The 17402-nt window shown below is 33.1% G+C and carries 17 protein-coding genes; 4 read left to right on the top strand and 13 right to left on the bottom strand.

All coding sequences use genetic code 11. From position 1 onward, the window contains the following. Positions 1-58: 58 nt before the first annotated feature. The 4 genes from AW14_RS08770 to AW14_RS08785 all read right to left on the bottom strand — a co-directional run bounded on the left by AW14_RS08770 (position 59) and on the right by AW14_RS08785 (position 3941). Complete coding sequence (locus tag AW14_RS08770) at positions 59-787, bottom strand: head GIN domain-containing protein (RefSeq protein ID WP_052647464.1); 729 nt, start codon at positions 785-787, stop codon at positions 59-61. Positions 788-911: 124 nt separating this feature from the next. Beyond that, a complete protein-coding gene (locus AW14_RS08775) occupies positions 912-2729 on the bottom strand; it encodes a PspC domain-containing protein (protein WP_316930024.1) in 1818 nt (605 codons plus the stop codon). A 225-nt stretch (positions 2730-2954) separates the two neighbouring features. Continuing rightward, entirely contained in the window at positions 2955-3299 is a 345-nt protein-coding gene (locus AW14_RS08780) for a PadR family transcriptional regulator (RefSeq protein ID WP_044638474.1), read from the bottom strand. Positions 3300-3494: 195 nt separating this feature from the next. Then, complete coding sequence (locus tag AW14_RS08785) at positions 3495-3941, bottom strand: DUF4870 domain-containing protein (RefSeq protein WP_044638475.1); 447 nt, start codon at positions 3939-3941, stop codon at positions 3495-3497. 146 nt (positions 3942-4087) lie between these two features. Here AW14_RS08785 and AW14_RS08790 point away from each other — a divergent pair, with 146 nt between their 5' ends. Next, complete coding sequence (locus AW14_RS08790; protein WP_044638476.1) at positions 4088-4543, top strand: DUF4442 domain-containing protein; 456 nt, start codon at positions 4088-4090, stop codon at positions 4541-4543. 64 nt (positions 4544-4607) lie between these two features. Next, positions 4608-5408 carry a TIGR00266 family protein gene (locus tag AW14_RS08795; RefSeq protein ID WP_044638477.1) on the top strand — a complete coding sequence of 267 codons (801 nt, stop codon included), beginning with the start codon at positions 4608-4610 and terminating at the stop codon, positions 5406-5408. Between the two features lie 73 nt (positions 5409-5481). Here AW14_RS08795 and AW14_RS08800 read toward each other — a convergent pair whose 3' ends face one another. After that, positions 5482-8955: a proprotein convertase P-domain-containing protein gene (locus AW14_RS08800; protein WP_044638478.1), complete on the bottom strand. Its 3474-nt coding sequence runs from the start codon at positions 8953-8955 to the stop codon at positions 5482-5484. A 305-nt stretch (positions 8956-9260) separates the two neighbouring features. Between AW14_RS08800 and AW14_RS08805 the strand changes: the two genes are divergently transcribed. Further along, positions 9261-9458, top strand: a complete 198-nt coding sequence (locus AW14_RS08805) for a hypothetical protein (protein ID WP_044638479.1) — start codon at positions 9261-9263, stop codon at positions 9456-9458. A 115-nt stretch (positions 9459-9573) separates the two neighbouring features. Here the strand turns inward: AW14_RS08805 and AW14_RS08810 are convergent, their stop codons facing one another. Then, positions 9574-10518: a hydrogen peroxide-inducible genes activator gene (locus tag AW14_RS08810; RefSeq protein WP_044638480.1), complete on the bottom strand. Its 945-nt coding sequence runs from the start codon at positions 10516-10518 to the stop codon at positions 9574-9576. Between the two features lie 102 nt (positions 10519-10620). Between AW14_RS08810 and AW14_RS08815 the strand changes: the two genes are divergently transcribed. Beyond that, entirely contained in the window at positions 10621-11100 is a 480-nt protein-coding gene (locus AW14_RS08815) for a Dps family protein (RefSeq protein WP_044638481.1), read from the top strand. 42 nt (positions 11101-11142) lie between these two features. Here AW14_RS08815 and AW14_RS08820 read toward each other — a convergent pair whose 3' ends face one another. From AW14_RS08820 to AW14_RS08850, 7 genes are all read right to left on the bottom strand, one after another. Then, positions 11143-11565 carry a DUF2141 domain-containing protein gene (locus tag AW14_RS08820; RefSeq protein ID WP_044638482.1) on the bottom strand — a complete coding sequence of 141 codons (423 nt, stop codon included), beginning with the start codon at positions 11563-11565 and terminating at the stop codon, positions 11143-11145. A 122-nt stretch (positions 11566-11687) separates the two neighbouring features. Next, a complete protein-coding gene (locus tag AW14_RS08825) occupies positions 11688-13022 on the bottom strand; it encodes a DUF58 domain-containing protein (protein ID WP_044638483.1) in 1335 nt (444 codons plus the stop codon). Positions 13023-13030: 8 nt separating this feature from the next. Then, entirely contained in the window at positions 13031-13384 is a 354-nt protein-coding gene (locus AW14_RS08830) for a DUF805 domain-containing protein (RefSeq protein ID WP_044638484.1), read from the bottom strand. 42 nt (positions 13385-13426) lie between these two features. Next, positions 13427-14482, bottom strand: coding sequence for an AAA family ATPase (locus AW14_RS08835; protein WP_084708835.1), 1056 nt, complete (start codon positions 14480-14482; stop codon positions 13427-13429). A gap of 204 nt (positions 14483-14686) precedes the next feature. Further along, on the bottom strand, positions 14687-15691 hold the full coding sequence (locus AW14_RS08840) for a DUF4350 domain-containing protein (RefSeq protein ID WP_154662143.1): 1005 nt from the start codon (positions 15689-15691) through the stop codon (positions 14687-14689). Continuing rightward, positions 15688-16413: a hypothetical protein gene (locus AW14_RS14490; RefSeq protein ID WP_052647467.1), complete on the bottom strand. Its 726-nt coding sequence runs from the start codon at positions 16411-16413 to the stop codon at positions 15688-15690. The genes AW14_RS08840 and AW14_RS14490 overlap by 4 nt, the downstream gene beginning before the upstream one ends. Beyond that, complete coding sequence (locus tag AW14_RS08850) at positions 16410-17399, bottom strand: stage II sporulation protein M (protein WP_044638485.1); 990 nt, start codon at positions 17397-17399, stop codon at positions 16410-16412. The genes AW14_RS14490 and AW14_RS08850 overlap by 4 nt, the downstream gene beginning before the upstream one ends. Positions 17400-17402: the final 3 nt, after the last annotated feature.

Genomic DNA, 17402 nt, shown 5'->3' on the forward strand with positions numbered 1-17402 from the left:
ATTAAAAAGCGGCTTCATAATTTATAAAGCCGCTTTTGTTTTATATATACCGTTATGTTTATTTCTTTTTAATGCTACCAGACGAACCACTAGTTTGGTCTATAATTTTAGGGTCTCCATAATATTTAATATCGCCACCACTGGATGCATTAGCAATAAGTTTTTCTTGGGTGTTTAGCGTAATATCCGAGCCACTTGAAGCACTGGCATTGCAAGATTGGGCTATGAGCTTTTCGCCTTTAAAATCACTGCCGCTTGTGGTTTCAACTACCAGATTTTTAGTAGTTCCCGATACGTTTAAATCGCTTCCGCTTGTCGATTTGCATAGTAGATTGGTGGTATTAACATCTAAAATCATGTCGCTACCGCTAGTGGTTGTTAAAACTAAATCATCAACAGTAATCGTGTTCGTAGAAAAAACATCGCTACCACTGGTGGCTTTAATTTCGGCAATATCTTTAAAACTTATCATAATTTTTTTGGCCTTACAAGACCCGATATTTTTTAAAGTATGAATTTTTAAAACCCCATCGACAACTTCTGTTACAATAAGGTCGTGTAGGTTTTCGTCTGCTTCAACCTGTATGCTGGCACTTTCGCCTTGTGTTAAATAAACATCTAAACCTTCGGTTGATTTAATACTTGTAAAAGGTTGGTTTAAGCTGCGGTCCATTGTTTTTACTTGGCCATTGCCTCGTACCCCAGAGTTTAAATTAATATCGAAATTACAAGAAAACAAGCTAAAGCTTAAAAGGGTTGTGATGATAATTTTGATTAATGTACTCATGATTGTTCGTTTTTTGATTGATGAAATATGTATAGTTCAAATATCAGATTTTGTGAGTTTTGATTAGTAACTTTCTTGTTTGAACTGTCGATTTACGATACCGAATTGTTATTTATATGGTTTTTTACTCTGCTAAACGTTTTATAGCTAGTTTACGTACCTCCGAATCTTTGTCGAATTTAGAAACATGACTCAGGTTGGTTTTCGAGGTCATTTTAGTAACAGCCAGCTTTCTAACCTCAGGGTCTTTATAATGACTGGCCACATGAAACAAATTAGGTTCAGAGGTCATTTTGCTTACCGCCAATTTTCGTACTTCCGGGTCTTTATCGAAACGGGCAACATGAAACAGGTTGGGTTCAGAATCTATATTAATACCCTTAGAGCCTATATTTACATTAACATCTTCAGAAGTTGCTTTAATACCATTTTCATCAATTTTTATAGTGCTCTCTTCCGAATTAATTTCAATACCATCTTCATTAATTTTAATTTTTGGCGTGTTTATGTTTAATTCAAATGATTCCTTTTCATCGTCATCCGCTTCACAATCATTACAAATAATACCATCCTCACCAATATTAATAAAATGATTCACTTGGTTTTTTGAAATTATAAGTCCGTCACCACGATAAGAATATAAGAAATTCTGGGTATTGTCTTTAAATTTAACCACACTTCCAATAGGTAAATTAATAAAAACAATCACTTGCTGGTCGCTAAACTTATGCTCGGTGTTTGTAGATAGGTAAGTATCCAGTAAAAGCTCGTTGTCGCTAAAAGTATAGTTGTAACTTATGTTTTTAGCACGATGTATGGCGGTATCATAATCTTTTCCATCGGCACTTTTTTCAATTTTTAAAAAAGCTAACGAATCGGTTGTATTATTTACAACAATTCTAACATCTCTTCTTATAATTACTTTTTCTCCATTGGCGTTTGTAACAACCTTAAACGAGTTGCTTCGAGAAAAAGATTCTCTAAAAAAGTTATTATCTGCCATTTTAATGGTCAAGGTATCGTTTGCCTTAATATTTAACACATGTTTTTCAATTACAGGCTCGTTAAAGGCGTGTTCGCTGGCTTGTCTAATACCAATAACTATTAACCCAATAACCGAAATAAACCAAATGCCTGTTAATGTAAGTTTTGCAATTTTTCCAATCGATTTTAAATTGTTAATTAATATTTTTAAACCCAAATAAAATAAGAAGAAAAACGGAATTCCAACAGCAAAAAGCACTAGTAAAGATATCAGCCAAACCGGCGTACTACCGGCATTTACAATATCTACAAGATCTAATCCTGGAATATGTACAATATCCGACACACCTAAAGAAAACAGACCTATAATAAGTGCAATAAGTGTGCAGGCACCTACAAAAACCAATATAAGTCCAATAAATTTTGCAAATATTTTTACAAAAAACATAATAATATCTGCAATTGTGTCAAAAAAAGTTTTGGACGACGATTTAATCGAGTTCGTTGGTTTTTTTAAATCGACATTCTTAGCCGCGTTCGATACATTTTTGGCAGCGCCAGAAAGCGAATCGCCTACATTTTTAGCCACATCACTCACCGTACCCGAAACCGAATCGAAGCCATCTTTAATTTTCTTTTCAATATTACTTATGTTCACGGGTTCGCCAGTCATCATAATTTTTTCGGCTGTGGTTTTGGCTTCAGGCACTAAAATCCAAAGTAAAATATAAAGTAAAAAGCCGGTTCCAAATCCAAATATTAATATCACCCAAAGTAACCGAATCCAAATTACTTCAACACCAAAGTAATGCGCTAAACCAGACGAAACCCCACCTATATAAGAGTTCTCGGTGTCTCTAAACAGTTTTTTAGTAGTTTCCGATTTTCTTTGGTAATTGCTTTTAGGTTCGTCTTCAAAAATTTCGTCATCAACTAAGTAATCTTCCGGTTGTCCCATTATAGAAATAACCTCGTCAACCTCTTTATTACCAATTACTTGTCTTTCATTTTTAAGGCGTTCGCTAAAAAGTTCAGCAATACGAGCTTCAATATCTGCAATAATCTCAGAACGACCTTGAGAGTCTGTAAATGAATGTTTTATAGCCTCAAGATAGCGTTGTAATTTTAAGTAAGCATCCTCATCAATGTGAAAGATGTACCTGCTAAATTTATATTGACTGTTTTATTCATTGTTTCTGGTTTTTGGGTTGGTTACTATGTTTACAGCGTCTTGTAATTCGTTCCAAGTGCTGTCTAATTCTGTTAAAAATAATTTTCCTGTTTCGGTTAAACCGTAATATTTTCTTGGCGGTCCCGATGTCGACTCTTCCCATCTGTAATTTAAGAGTCCGGCGTTTTTTAGTCTTGTTAGTAGCGGGTAAATGGTGCCTTCTACCACAAGCAATTTTGCGTTCTTCAGGGTGTCTAGAATTTCGGCTACATAGGCATCGTCGTCTTTCAACACCGATAAAATGCAGTATTCCAAAACACCTTTACGCATCTGAGCTTTTGTGTTTTCAATTTTCATAAGGCTTTTTAAATTTTAAACTGTTCGTTTTTTGATTGATTGATTGATTGATTGATGAAATTTATTTTTTTGGGCGTTACCACAAGGGTCGGGCTTTACGTTACAAGTCCGCGCTCGTACCTCGCTGTGGGCTTTTCACTGCAATCCCTAACGCGGTGCCATGTGCTAACTATGGGCAGTCTCACTAAAGTCATGTTATTTTAAAAAATTAATAGTAAACGGATAGTTATAAGGCTCACCATCACGAGCTTTTAAACTGGCAACAATAATTAAAATAAGTTCAATTATAAATCCAATAACCGCTAAAACACCCAAACCACCACCAATATAAAGTAGTGCAGACGGTTTACCAATACTTATGTTAAAGTTGCCAAAACCATTAAAGTCAAAAAAATCGAAACCATTAAAAATATTAAAAATAAAAAAGGGTACACTTAAGGTTCCAATAATTAAGGCATATAAAAACACACTCATTTGAAAGTTTATAGCCTGTTTACCATGTTTGTCAATAAATTCCGATTTATCTTTATTTATTATCCATAAAACAATAGGGGCAATAAAATTTCCTAACGGAATTACAAACCTGCTAAAGGTCGATAAATGAATAAAAGTTGCGATGTTTTTTTGGTGGTTGTCTATCATGATTTTAAAAGTATATAATAATATCCTATGCAAATATATATCTTAAAACAGGTATTATGTAAAACATAGTACCATAATTTAACATAAATTTAACATATATAGGTTTCAATATATTTCATAACTTTAAAAAAAATAAATAAGATTTTATGAATCTAACTCCCAGAAAGTTAAACGCTTTTACAATGTATAAACTACCCGCAGCATTTATATGCGGTGTGCGCACAAGACATATAGATGCTGGCAAATGCATAGTAACTGTAAAATATAAATGGATTAATACCAACCCCTTTAAATCTATGTTTTGGGCAGTACAAGGTATGGCTGCCGAGTTTTCAACGGGTGCCTTAATGATAGGTAAAATTCAAGAATCTGGTAAACGCATTTCTATGTTAGTCACCTCAAATACAGCAACGTTTACTAAAAAAGCCACCGGTCGTATAACGTTTACATGTAACGACGGCCCTTTAATAGACCAGGCTTTAAAAAAAGCTATAGAAACAGGCGAGGGGCAAACTCTATGGATGAAATCGGTTGGAGTAAACGAAGAAGGCATCGAAGTATCTACCTTTAATTTCGAGTGGAGTATTAAAGTAAAAAGTTAAAAATGTTTGTAACAAATTAAATCATCATTCTACATATAAGTATCAATCAATAAAAAAAAGAAAAATGACAGCACACGAAATCGATTATACAATTTATGGAGAAGAAATGCAATATGTCGAAATAGAACTCGACCCACAAGAAGGCGTTGTAGCAGAAGCCGGTAGTTTCATGATGATGGACGACGGTATAAAAATGGAAACTATTTTTGGAGATGGTTCCACTAAAAACGAGGGTTTTTTAGGTTCCATCTTGGGTGCAGGAAAACGCATCCTTACTGGCGAAAGTTTATTTATGACAGCCTTTTATAATAATTTAGTAGGCAAACGAAAAGTGTCTTTTGCATCGCCTTACCCAGGAAAAATTGTTCCCATAGATTTAACAGAATATCGCGGTAAATTTATTTGCCAGAAAGATGCTTTTTTATGCGCAGCCAAAGGTGTAAGTGTGGGTATCGAGTTTAGCAAACGCTTGGGGCGTGGCTTATTTGGAGGCGAAGGGTTTATCATGCAAAAATTAGAAGGCGATGGTATGGCCTTTGTTCATGCTGGCGGTACCATGGCTAGAAAAGTATTGCAACCGGGTGAAATTTTAAGAGTAGATACAGGTTGTATTGTTGGTTTTACCCAAGATATAGATTACGATATCGAATTTATTGGAGGTATAAAAAACACCATTTTTGGAGGCGAAGGTTTGTTCTATGCCAAACTTCAAGGGCCTGGTATTGTATATATTCAATCTTTACCATTTAGTAGGTTGGCTGGAAGAATAATTGCATCGGCACCACAAGCAGGAGGCAAACAAAGAGGCGAAGGCAGTATTTTAGGAGGCCTCGGAAATATTCTCGATGGCGATAATAGATTTTAAAAATTACCATAGATTACAAACAAAAGAGACTTGTATACTACAAGTCTCTTTTGTTTATTTTAAAATTAAAAATTTAGTCCTTTATAAATTTGATGTTCCTAGATATTACAGAATCTGTAGTAGTGATTTTAAGGATATAAATTCCATTTGAAATAGTTGCCAAATTAATGTTGTTAGAATCTGGGTTTTTAATTTTTATTACCGATTGTCCTAGACCATTAAAAATTTCAAAACTAGAAAAGGCTTCTTCGTTTTTACTAATCACTTTTAATATTTTAGTCTCAGGATTGTATGTAGTTATAAATTGGGTTTCTTTAATAGTTTTGGTTCCTAAAGTATTATCTTCTTTAAAAACAATAGAATAATCATTAATGGTACCTTTCTTTAAAAGCAGTGTGGCCTCTCCATTTTTTAAATTGTAATATTTATTTTCGGTTTTATGGTGTAGAAAAATATTTAAGTAATCTGGTATATTTTCTATTTTACTTATATTAAATTTATATATACCAGCATCACTTACTTTAATACGCAAGGGTAAACTATCTTCGGTATTTATTTCAGGTAAGGCAAGAATCGCTAAAGGTTCGTTGTTAGAAAACCAGTAAATATCATTTCTTAAAGCATCGTAAGACTTGGCATCATAACCTTTGTCGTAATTATAGGTTGCATGGTCTTTATCATATCCCAAGCCAATCGTTTTTGTTATACCTGCTGGCGCGGTAAATGAGAACCAAACTTTTGATCGGTTATCTATCTTATTCGAGGAACTTCCTTTTTTATTAACCGATTTATAAAAAACGGTTTCACCTAAAGATTCTCTAGCAAATTGTCGCTGCCCATTATTAAATGTTAAATTACCTGTGCTAATTATCGTGGTGAAAAAACCTTGACCAATATTTATATATTGTGTTGGTGCAGGTTTAGAAGCAGTTCCGTTTCCACTTGTTAAACCAGAAGTATCTGCAACAGCCGGTAAACTCACTCCCATAAGGTTATAAGTAGCATATCCGCCTTCGTAGTTGCTTAGATAATGACTGTTATTACTATCGAACGATTCCCAAAAATAAAGTGTACCATCAATTATAGATGCATTGTCAATAATAAATTGATCGGCATCTAATGCAGACGGGTATGGGTTTCCTGTTAAAATATCGGTGCCAGCTGTTACAGGAATATTATAGTCACCATTATTTGGTAAACCTTCAAAAATATACTCTTGATTTGCCGTAGTGCTTCCCGATCCCTTTATTGTAAAGCCTATGCCAGGTTCTAAATTACTGCTGGTAGATATTTTTTTCCAAGAAAAGTAATCATTACTAGGACCTTTAAATTTGTATAACCATCGATTACTAAGTGTAATAGGCGATGTGTTTGGGTTGGCATTTAAAGCACTCGTAAAGTTTATAGTTGTTCCTGCAGCATCTTTTAAATATCCAACTTGCCAGAATCCACCTCGGTTAACAGGTGCGCTTAAATAGTTGTAATTGTAGAAATTAGAAGTACCTTGTTGTCTTATTTTTAAACTTCCGCTTCCACTATTTAAATTAGTTCCTGTGTGGTTTTGAATAAGTTGTGCTTCACCTAATAAATCTATTGTTCCGTTAATAACGACTTCATTATCTACCCTAATTAATACGCCATCTGAAACATATAAAGTGGCACCTGGCTCAACTTCAATTTCATTTACGTAAGCATCAGTGTTTAAAGTTGCTGTAGCTCCTGCTTTAATGATTAATTTATAACATGCATCGGCTGTATTAGGAGCGTTGTTAAGTCCAGAACCGTTAAAATAAGTCGTACCATCCCAAACAATTTCTTTAGCATAACGTAAGGTGAAATATCGATTATTTTGAAATTCGACACCAGTAGCGGTAGCTGTATTACCAACAATGGTTAAATTATAAACATTTATGGGCGAAGAAAAATCGTAGTTATTATCTTCAACCAATTGCAAAGGAGCACAACTAGGTTTACCAGATAAATCTAAACTACTTATATCAAAAGATACGGTTACTGTGCCTAAGTTACCTTGTCTGCTTACGCGCCATCTAGAGTTTAATTGCTCGGTGTAATTAGTTGTATTTGTTGTAAAGTTATACGTTGGGTTTCTTGTTTCTTCCCCCCAAAATAAAAAGGTGTTGTTGTTTATCATGGAAGGATTATTAATTCTAACAATACCTGTACCCTGAGAATCGGTATGATTAGTACCATCACTAGCTTGACCTATACCTGCAACATGATGGTCGAAATTGCCATTTCCAGCATTATCTTGATCATAAATATCGTTAAAGGCAAGCGTTTGGTTGTATTTTGCTGCTAAGTAATTATCAATTATAATACGTTGCGCAGTATTTACTTTTGTTTTATATATAACCAACTCGGTAATAGAACCATAAAATCCGTTTGTACCTGTAGTATTTCCTCCAATATTAAATCGATGTGTTGCATGAGAATTATATGTTAAGGTGTTTGCGCGATCTTGTAGAAGAGTTTGATTGCGATATAATTGCTTCCCTGTTGCTGCGTCTGCTAAATAAGACCAAATGGAGTAGTTATTTAAGCCCGTTAAACCTCCAACTTCAATTCTGGCATTGTTGGTACAACAACTTCCAATGTCGTAATATACCGAGCCACTCCATGGGACATGATTTGAAAATCGGTTTACCTCTAAAGGATCTGTAGTGTAAACAGATGATGATTGCCAGGTATTATCTGCTTTTGATACAAGAAAAGAAGAGGCCTTGTCTGTTATAAAATTAGAGGTATTTAAATTGAGACCTGTTCTTAATCGGTTAAATCCGTTAAAATCAACTTCATCATAACCATTTATTGCATTTGCATCTAAGCTGGGGCGTTGTGTTCCAGTTTCACTTATGTCTAAAGCGGGAATACCAGCAGAATTTGACCAACTATTAACGGAAGTTCCAGAAGTTGAAATGCCATTGTCTGGTCTGTACCAGATAACTAAGTCGGAATTACCATCATTACTACCAACACCACCTGGGCCGGTGTAACCTCCAATAGGAGGTGATGGTATAGCATAACATAAGTTAATTGTTACACTGTTTATTGTTCCTCCTGTTCCATTCCTGTCATCACTAACGCTTACAACCCAATTTCCATTAGAATTTTCGCCGTTAAAACTTGCTAAAGATCCTTCTGGTCGGTAAGTTCCCGATAATGTTGTATTAAAAGTGGGTAAGGTATTTAAAGATGCATCATCAAAAGTAACATTATTGTAATTATTTCCATTTCCACCATTATCTGTTGATAATTCTACAACAGTGCCCGAAGGCGATATTAAATAGATGTCTAAATCTTGGTTACGATTATGTGAAATATTAATTATGACATTAACATCGGTTATGATAAAAGACTCTGGGACATTTATTACTGTTTCATATGGGGTAACAGTGTACGAATTAGAAATGGAAGTTCCAGGATTTTCAGTGTAAAATGTACAAATGTTTTGGGCGTAAAATTTAGATGATAAAATAAAAACAAAAAATAGTATTAAACTTAAAGGTAATACTTTGAGAGATTTCATAAGATTAGGGGCGTTAATCGGTTTTTGTTTAGCAATTTCTGTTTAAAAATTTATGCAAAAGTAGGGATTTTTTAATAAATATTAATTTTTGAAGATTTTTTTACACCAAATGAGTTAATTTGCAATAAGAATAATAATTTTGTTTAGAGAAACTAAGGATATTATATTTATAATTTTGAGGTTTTATTTATTGTTAAATTTTAAATAAAATGAGACATAAAATTATAAATTTTTACTAATTTTAAAAAAATATTAAACCCTAGCTTATTAAAACATCTACTTTAAACCAAAACCCAATTAAAATCATGGCAAGAGCAATGCTAGAGTATACTAAAACTATACTCAACAAAGTTAGTTTCGATGCGACTTTGTTTTGTAAAGAAGTACAAAAGGCAGTACAACGTTTGTTACCATCGGAAATTGAAGAATTAAAATTGTTTATTCTATCATTGGTGCAGCAAAATCCAGAGTTAAACCAATGTTTAATTTATTTGAAAGCATAATAAAAAAGTCGGCTCATTAGCCGACTTTTTTATTTTAACAAGGTTGTTACTGTTTGCTGGTTGAATAAAAATCATATTCAACATTAAATTTTTTTTCAATTTTTTAAAAATAGCATTATCTTTTTTGAGGCAACGGACTTATAATTTTTACATTTTGAAAGGCGATGGCACCGCGTATAACTCCAGAAATTACATCTTGTAACGCCTCAATAATTTGCATTTTTAATTCGCTTTTATGATAAATTAAACTCACCTCTCGTGCTGGTGCTGGATCGTTAAAAAAATGTAAATTTTCTTTTTCCTTTTCGTTAATTTCTAAAGTATGTAAATAAGGTAAAAGGGTCATTCCCAAACCTTCATTTGAAAGTCTAATTAAGGTTTCTATACTGCCACTTTCTAATTGAAAATGCTCGTCGGATTGGTTTTTAAACGCTTTACAAAGGTTAATTACACCATCTCTAAAACAATGGCCATCTTCTAGTAATAACATATCACTAATATCTAAATCGGCCACATCAATTTTTTTATTACTGTGCAATCGGTGCGATTTAGGTATATAACTTACAAAGGGTTCGAAATACAAAACACGTTCTTTAATGCTGTCGTCTTGTAAAGGTGTTGCAGCAATTGCCGCGTCTAAATGCCCATCTTTTATTCTGGAAATAATTTCTTCGGTAGTTAATTCTTCAATTTTAAGCTTAACTTTAGGATGCTTTTTAATGAAATTCTTTAAAAACATAGGCAGCAGTGTTGGCATAATTGTAGGGATAATACCTATTTTAAATTCTCCACCAATAAATCCTTTTTGCTGATCTACAATGTCTTGTATGCGGTACGACTCGTTTACAATATTTCTGGCTTGGGTTACTATTTTTTTGCCAACATCGGTTAATTCTATTGGTTTTTTACTTCGGTCAAAAATTTGAATAGAAAGTTCTTCTTCTAATTTTTGAATTTGCATGCTCAATGTGGGTTGTGTAACGAAGCATTTTTCGGCAGCCTTTGTAAAATTCTGATTTTCGGCTACAGCTAAAACGTAGTATAATTGTGTAATAGTCATTGTATCAATTTAGGTTATAAAAATATAAAAACTATCAATAAAACTTATCGATAAATCTGTTAATTATAAATTAATTTCGATGTAATAAAAAATATACACATTATGACGATTAACAGTATTGGTTTAGATACACAAAAAACAAAAGCATTAGCATTAGATTTAAATAATTTATTAGCTAATTTTCAAATATATTATCAGAATTTAAGGGGAATTCATTGGAATATAAAAGGGAAACGCTTTTTTGACTTGCATGTTAAATTTGAAGAGCTATATACCGATGCTAACCTTAAAATTGATGCCATTGCAGAGCGCCTTTTAACTTTAGGTGAAACACCGCTACACACTTTCGAAGATTATACCAAAAATGCGCAGGTTCCTGTTGGAAAAAACATATCTCAGGATGAAAAAGCCGTGACATTAATAGTAGATTCTTTGTTTGAATTATTAAAAATTGAACGTTCTATATTAGCAAAATCTGATGCTGCCAACGATGAAGGCACCAACGCTATGATGAGCGACTTTATAACAGAACAGGAGAAAACAGTTTGGATGATGAAAGCTTGGTTGAGCGAAACTGTTTAAATTGATTAATAGCAAAAAAAAGCGACCACTAGGTCGCTTTTTTTATAACTTAATGTTAAGTGCTACATCTTCATCTCGAACTTGAAATTTAGCGGTATTAAATTGTGGTGGTCCAAAGGACATATCGTTATTCGAGGCGCCGTAAGATTCTTTTGGTATTCCGTTGGTTTCAAAATCCATTTGGTTATTGCTGTTTTCGTCATGAAACGCTATAATAGCATATATTCCGGGTTCTACATTTTTAAATGTTAGAATAACACTACCGTTTTCAATAGTGCTTTTTAAATTTTGAATGCCTTTTCCTTTCATAAATGTAGCTTCATTATTTAGTGAAACCAATATTTGTCCGTTATTATTAGCAATGTTGTTTATTTTAACCGTAATAGTTTTTCCTGTATTAGTTTCTTGAGCTTGTGTAAAGTTTACGAATAATAGTAAAGCAATAATTGTAGTGATAGTTTTCATGATGTTAGTTTTTATTAATGACACTTCAAATATCTTATACTAAACTGAAGAATACGAAAGTGAATAACCGAATTGTATAATTTTAATGATGAATTGTAATTTTGAAAAAAACACCGAGGAAACTAAAACACACCACGCGATTTTATTTCTAAATACTTATTAATGGTGTCTATGGTAAGTTGTTCGGGAGTTGTTAAAATAGAGTAGATACCATACTTTTTTAACTCATTAACTATAAGGCGTTTTTCAAATTCGAATTTTTCGGCGATTACTTTATCGTAAACATCTTGAACCGTTTCCGATTTATTTTTTATTAGCGCATCTAAGGCTGTATTTTTAAAGAAAATAACCACCAATACATGACTTTTGTTAATGGCTTTTAGATAGGGTAATTGTCTGTTTAATCCATCGAGTGTTTCAAAATTGGTGTACATTAAAATAAGACTTCTATGTGGAATATGGCGTTTTAAATTGGAGTAAAGTCTGCCAAAATCACTTTCAAAAAAATTAGTTTTAACGTTGTAAAGAGCTTCTAAAATAAGTTGCATTTGTGTGCTTCTGCGTTCGGCAACTACCATATTGTCTAGGTTTTTTGAAAACGAAAACACGCCCGCTTTATCATTTTTCTTTAAAACAACATTGCTTATTACCAAGGTGGCATTTATTGCATAATCTAACAGGCTAAGTCCTTCAAAAGGCATTTTCATAATGCGGCCTTTATCGATAATGCAGTAAACGGGTTGCGATTTTTCGTCCTGAAACTGGTTTACCATTAAATTGTTTCGTTTCGCGGTAGCTTTCCAATTTATTGTTCTTAAATCGTCTCCCAAAACATACTCTTTAATTTGTTCAAACTCCATGCTATGACCCAAACGACGCACTTTTTTTAATCCGTATTCTAAGGTATTTTGATTAATATTAAGAAGTTCGAATTTTTTTAACTGCTTAAAACTGGGGTAAGTGGCTACCATTGCTCCCGAGTTAAACGTGAAGCGTTTTGCAACTAAATTTAAAACCGAATGGCTATAAATATTTAAATCGCCAAAATGATATTCGCCGCGCTCGGTTGGTCTTAAATTATAGGTTATTTGTTTGGTAATTTTTGATGGGATACTCGTTTTTATTTTAAAATCGCGTTTTTGAAACTGTTCTGGTATTTCATCAATTATTTCTAAATACACTAAAAAAGGGTAGTGGTTACTTATGTTTATTTGAACATCGTTTTTGTCGCCATTCGAAAACTTATCGGGTAGTACTCTACTGGCTTGAATTTTATGTTTACCAGAAAAAACTAAAATAAAATCAAAAACAAATAAAACAGCCAAAACTAAAATGAGGAGTTGCGCTATATTAAAAAGCACCGGAATAAAATAACTTAAACCAAATAGTACAACAATGCCAATACCAGCATAAAAAAATCGGGGTTGTATGTAAAAGGGCTTAAGAAATGTTTTCATTTTTCAGGCTAGTTTTCGGTAGGTTTTCCAATATCTTCAATGGCATCGTGGTTTCCTTTTCCTTTCGGATTATTTCCATAAGCGTTAGGTCCATATTCGCCATCACCAAAAAGCATCCATAAACTATAAAAAGGAATAATTTGATACCAGCCACTGTTCCCGCGGTCATGACAACGTTTAGCGCCTTGTGCCAACATAAACCAAAATATTGGAATGAGTAGTATTAAAAAGGGGATAGCATATTCGCCATCTTGAAAACCAAGAATATCAGTTAGTGTAATAAAGAAATAATAAATTATAGCACTAAGCCCGTACTCGGTTCTTCTTATCCTGCCTTTAAAAGAAAATGGATTTTTAAACATGTGTTTTTAATTATATAATTAGCTATTTAAACCTCTTAACTATTAACGAGGTATTTCTACAGTTTCAATAATTTGTTTAATAATTTGTTTGCTGGTAACACCTTCCATTTCGCGTTCTGGGGTTACTATAACCCGGTGATGTAATACAGGAATGGCAGCTCGTTTTATGTCTTCTGGAGTTACAAAATCTCTTCCAGACATCGCTGCAAAAGCTTTACTCGATTTTAAAATGGCAATTGAAGCTCTTGGTGAGGCACCTAAATATAAAAACGGATTGTTTCTGGTGGTTACAATAAGTTCTGCAATGTACTGCAGTAAATGTTGCTCTACTAAAACCTGACTTACCAAAGATTGATATTGTGCAACATCATACGCGGTTAAAAACGAGTTGATGGTGTCTGTTTTAATTTGTTCTTTAAGGTCGTGCTCGCGTACTAAAATTTCAATTTCTTCCTCTAAATTGGGGTAATCGACATCAATTTTAAACAAAAAACGGTCTAACTGTGCTTCGGGCAAGCGATACGTGCCTTCTTGCTCAATCGGGTTTTGAGTGGCTAAAACCATAAAAGGCGCATCTAATTTATATTGATACCCATCGATAGTTATTTGTTGTTCTTCCATAACTTCAAATAAAGCCGCTTGCGTTTTTGCGGGCGCTCGGTTAATCTCATCAATAAGAATCATATTAGAAAAAATAGGACCTTTTTTAAATTCAAACTCCGATTGCTTTAAATTAAACACCGAGGTCCCTAGAATATCACTGGGCATTAAATCGGGGGTGAATTGTATTCTGCTAAAACCCACTTGTAACGATTTGGCTAAAAGTTTGGCAGTCACGGTTTTTGCAACACCAGGAACGCCTTCAATTAGCGCGTGACCTTTGGCTAGTAAAGCCGCAATAAGCATATCTACCATGTCTTTTTGGCCAACAATAACTTTTCCAACTTCGTTTTTTATTTGTTGCACACTGTTTTGTAAGCCGCTTAAATCTAACCGATTGGTAAAGTATAAATCACTGTTGGTGTTTGCAACCGTATCGTTGGTGTTTTCATCTGGTGCAAAAGCATTTTGCTCTTGGTTTTCTATTGATTCGTCCATAATTAGTTATCGTAAAAAGCTTCTATGAGCTTATTTAATGTTATTAAATTTTTTTCGTAAAACTCATTTTTACTTCTTATCCAGTTAATGTAGCTTATTAATTGGTTAATAGCTTCTTTTTTCTTTCCAGATTTAGAGATTAATTTGGTTATAAAAACTGCATCTAACGTGTTGGTTTCTATATTATAATCATTTCTTATGCTTTCAAGAAAATAAGTAATTTTTTTTATGAATAAGATTTTCGTAATCTTGATTTTCAATATACAAGTTAGAGATGGTTTTAACAAAAGCAACACTTGTGTTCTCTAAAGGTTTTAAAATTTTAATGATACGCTGACGCCTTTTTGCATTGAAAATAATAAATAATAAAGTAAAAATTAATGCCGTGTACCAAGCCCATCTAAAAGACAATTGGTCTAAAAACCAACTTAAATTCGACTTCTTTTCAACCTCATTATTATAAGGAGTTTGTATTTTAGTGTATGAATCGTAGTAAATGTCACTGTTTGGTAAATACGATAATACTGCTTCGGTATAAGTATATCTGTTTTCTTTTAAAAGATGATAGTTGGTAAACGCTTTTGGTTCGGTGTGAATAAAAATGCGGCCTTTACCAAACGGAACTTCAATAAAATTTACATGTTTGTAATCTATTTTAGAATGTCCTAAAACCTTATAATTAGTAGTATCAAATTCAGAAAAATAATAATCCCCCCGACTGCGATCCAGTTTTACAGGTGTAAATGATGAATTTTGTAACGATACATAAGATATATTGTCATCTTTATTAGGTATATACTTTATTGCAATTTTAAGGGTGTCCTGTATTTTTTTATTAATAAAATAGTCAGATATAAAAACGGTGTTTCCTTTATAGGCAAATTTTAAAAGTGAATTTATAGAAAAATCGGTTAAATAATTTGAGGTTCCTATAGAAATAAAGGTGCCTTTAGCAACATGGTCGCCATAACTATTTTCTCTATTGGCGTTAAAATAACTGGAGGGCTGATAATAAACCGTTCGTATTTTTTGATTTTTAAACAGATTTGGTAATTCTTTATAAAAAATGCTTAATCCGAAAGGCTTGTTGCTTTTCTCGTTAAACGATTCTTCCCAGTCTACTTTTTTTGTATATCCAAAGTCTAAAAAGAAAGCTCCAAATAGTATTAGAGCTATTATTATTAAAATAGGAAGCAGCTTTTTCATCATTTTACTAAATTTAAAAGATTCGTAAAATGGATTTTAGCACGCGTGTACTGTTCGGTACTTATTGGGAATTCTCCATACCATATATAGTTGTACAAATACGAACCATAAGAGAAATCTTTACTGTAAGGAGTGTTGTAAAGTTCGTTTAGGTATTCTGAGTTTGTTTTATCGTCTTCAAATTTTATAAGTTTTTTTAAACTCATGTTTTTTAAAACCAATAAATAATAAAATCGTATGGCAAGTCGGTAATCGTTATTAGTTTCGGCGTTAGTAATTAAAGCATTGATATCGGTATTTTCAATATTCTCTGCCGTGATGGCTTCATCACTATCAATTTTTTTTGATTTTTTAGAATTGAATAAACCTGGCCGCCCTTCATTAATAAGTAAATAGGCCAGAAATATAATGGCAATAATAAGTGCTATGTAGAAAATAATATTAATATAACTAAAATCGAAATCAAACCCTTCGGTATTATTGTCTTCTTCAATTTCAGGATCTCCATTTTTGTATGCTTCATAATTACCAGAACCTTTTTTTGTGCTTCCAACCACATCGTTACCCTCGTAATTAAATTTATCATTGGAATACCGCGATTTAAAATCAGAATCAAATTTTCTAGGCGATTGGGCATAAGCTTCCATAGTATTATTAAATGAAAACCCATGCAAACAAAAAGCAAGTAAAAAGCCTAATACAATATGTAAATGCTTTGTTTTCAAATATCAAGGAGGTTAGAAGTTACCGTTTCATTAAATCTTTTATGTATTTTAAACGGATAAATAAGATAATAATAACTAATTAAGCTTAAGGTAGAAATAATAATGCCAACCGACATCCAATGCGGCATCACGTTGGAATATCGGGTTATAAAACCTTCCAGAAAACCAGCCGAAAAGGTAAAAGGGAAGGTGCTTATTAAAATTTTAACGCCGGTTTTAGTGCCTTTTTTAAACGATTCGTATCGCGAATAAGTCGCAGGAAACAAAATGCTTGCCCCCAAAATAAGGCCGGCAGCAGCTTCTATAACAATGGCGAAAATTTCCATAGACCCATGTATCCAGATACCGCGCACACTTTCCCAAAACACTTGTTTTTCGTAAAAAAAATACTGAAACGAGCCCAACATAATACAGTTTTTAAACAAAATGTAAATGGTGCCTATGCCACCAAAAACCCCTAAAATAAAGGCCATTATGCCTACTTTTAAATTGTTTACCGTAATACCAATAAAACTGCCCCAATTACTACCACTTTTATAAACAGCCACGGGGTCTCCAGCTTTAATATTTTCAAGAGACATATCTACATATTCATCACCTAAAATAGAGCGCACAAACTCACCATCATTAGCAGCCGAGATAGCCCCAATAAAGGTAAAGGCAAAAAATATAATAAATGCTACGTATATAAATTGGCGATATTGGTAACAAATAAGCGGCACTTCTCTTTTCCAGAAATCAATAATTCGGTTGGTATCTTCCGTTTTGGTTTTGTAAATTTTTTGAAATGCCTTAGCAGCTAATTGATTTAAATAAATAAGAACTTTACTCTTAGGATAATACGTTTGTGCGTATGCCAAATCATTTACAACCTGTATGTATTGCGAAGCCAGTTCGTCGGTATTTGTAATGGTATTATTGGCGATGGCGTTTTCAAAACGCACCCATTTTTCTTTATTTTGCTTGATAAATGCAACTTCTCTCATATC

This window comes from Siansivirga zeaxanthinifaciens CC-SAMT-1, assembly GCF_000941055.1.
Lineage (GTDB): Bacteria > Bacteroidota > Bacteroidia > Flavobacteriales > Flavobacteriaceae > Siansivirga > Siansivirga zeaxanthinifaciens.